The organism is Bradyrhizobium sp. SHOUNA76 (assembly GCF_023006445.1).
Classification (GTDB): domain Bacteria; phylum Pseudomonadota; class Alphaproteobacteria; order Rhizobiales; family Xanthobacteraceae; genus Bradyrhizobium.
In genome coordinates this window covers 1-2,328 of sequence record NZ_JALBHA010000726.1, presented here as the reverse complement: position 1 = coordinate 2,328, position 2,328 = coordinate 1, and the positions used below count along the sequence as shown (strand labels likewise).

1 protein-coding gene and 1 pseudogene are annotated in these 2,328 nt (G+C 63.6%); both read left to right on the top strand.

The window, feature by feature from the left end:
* Positions 1-1,772, top strand: a 1,772-nt coding sequence (locus tag MOV74_RS36200) for a DUF1522 domain-containing protein (protein WP_246932070.1), incomplete at its 5' end; no start/stop codon positions are given.
* A gap of 359 nt (positions 1,773-2,131) precedes the next feature.
* Positions 2,132-2,328 (top strand): annotated as a pseudogene (locus tag MOV74_RS36195) (flagellar protein); the annotation flags it as partial.

The following is a 2,328-nucleotide window of genomic DNA, read 5'->3' as shown; positions in this document are numbered from 1 at the left end:
CCGGCGACGGCACCACGGCCCTGACCGGCGCCATCACCCTGATCGCCACCAACGGCACGACCGCAACCGGCCTGGCCAGCAATGCCCAGCCCGCCGACGGCGACACGCTGACCGTGAACGGCAAGACCATCACCTTCCGCTCGGGTTCTGCTCCGGCATCGACTGGTGTTGCGTCCGGCTCGGGCGTCAGCGGCAACCTCGTCACCGACGGCAACGGCAACTCCACGGTCTATCTCGGGACCGCGGGCACCCCGGCTGCGACCGTCAGCGATCTGTTGACCGCGGTCGATCTGGCCAGCGGCGTCAAGACGGCATCCATCACTGCCGGTGCTGCGACGATCGCCACCAGCTTCAACCAGACCGCTTCGAGCGTTGGCGGCGGTGCCGTCACGCTGAAGAGCTCGACGGGTGCGGATCTGAGCGTCACCGGCAAGGCCGACCTGCTCAAGTCTCTCGGTCTGTCCTCGTCTGTGGGCGGCGGCAACGCCACCGTGAGCGTCAACCGGACCACGAGCTCGGGCTCGCTCGGTGCGACGATCGCGGACGGTTCGACGCTGAACGTCGACGGTCACGTCATCACGTTCAAGAACGCGCCGATCCCGGGTTCGACCGGTGCTCCGAGCGTTGCGAGCGGCTTCGGTGCGAGCGGCAACGTTCTCACGGACGGCGCCGGTAACTCGACGGTCTACCTGCAGGGCGGTACGGTCAACGACGTGCTGAAGGCGATCGACCTTGCCACCGGCGTACAGACCGCAACGGTCAATGCCAACGGCACCGCGACGCTTGCGACCGCCACCGGCCAGACCAACTCGTCGATCAACGCCTCCGGCCAGCTCAAGCTGTCGACCGGCGTCAATGCCGACCTGTCGATCACCGGCACTGGCAACGCGCTGAATGCGCTTGGCCTCGCCGGCAACACCGGGACGGCGACCGCCTTCACCGCGGCGCGCACCTCGGGCGTCGGCGGCATCAGCGGCAAGACCTTGACCTTCTCCTCCTTCAACGGCGGCACGGCGGTCAACGTCACCTTCGGCGACGGCACCAACGGCACGGTCAAGACGCTCGATCAGCTCAACACGAAGCTTCAGGCCAACAACCTGACGGCGACGATCGACGCCAACGGCCTGCTGACGGTCTCGACCACCAACGACTATGCGTCCTCGACCATCGGTTCGAGCGCCGCAGGTGGCGCGATCGGCGGTACGCTGACCTCGTCGCTGACCTTCTCGACGGCTTCCACCCCCGTCCAGGATACGGTTGCCCAAACGTCGCGCGCGAACCTGGTGTCTCAGTACAACAACATCCTGAACCAGATCGACACGACCTCGCAGGACTCCTCGTTCAACGGTGTCAACCTCTTGAACGGCGACCAGCTCAAGCTGGTGTTCGACGAGACCGGCAAGTCGAACCTCAGCATCACGGGCGTGACCTACAACTCCAAGGGTCTGGGCCTTGCTGCGTTGACCAGCGGTGTCGACTTCATCGACAACTCCGCGACCAACAAGGTGCTGTCCAACCTGAACGCCGCGTCGAGCACGCTGCGCTCGGAAGCTTCGAGCCTCGGTTCGAACCTCTCGGTGGTGCAGGTTCGTCAGGACTTCAACAAGAGCCTGATCAACGTGCTGCAGACCGGTTCGTCCAACCTGACCCTGGCCGACACCAACACCGAAGCGGCCAACAGCCAGGCGCTGTCGACCCGCCAGTCGATCGCGGTCTCCGCGCTCTCGCTGGCCAACCAGTCGCAGCAGAGCGTGCTGCAGCTGCTCCGCTAAGTCGCGGACGACATCGCAAGACGATTACGGCGGCGGGGCTTCGGCCCCGCCGCTTTCTTTTTTGTATCTGCATCAAAGTGCCGCTCGACAAGGTGCAGGGCGTGCGGATGCAGCCAATTGCTCACTCTGAGTTATGGTTGACAAGTCGCAAACGCCTCGTCGCTGCACCAAAAAACATCATCCTTTCATGACGATATGGCCAAGCACGATCCGGCTCCGAACGCGCGTATGGTGAATCCGGGCAAGGACTGCCGCGACACGCTTCATGCTTTGTTAGCCGTCTGCGTTCACCGTCCCGGCATCGATTAATCCTAATCGAAGTTTGTTTGTTGCGTTGCGTACCAGAAGGGTAACACTCAATGTCCGGTATCGTCCTCTCTTCGTCGGTTCGTCAGAACCTGCTCTCTCTCCAGTCCACCGCTGACCTCCTCGCCACCACGCAGAGCCGTCTGTCGACCGGCAAGAGCGTCAACTCGGCCCTGGACAATCCCACCAACTTCTTCACCGCACAGTCGCTCGACAACCGCGCCAGCGACATCAACAACCTGCTCGATGG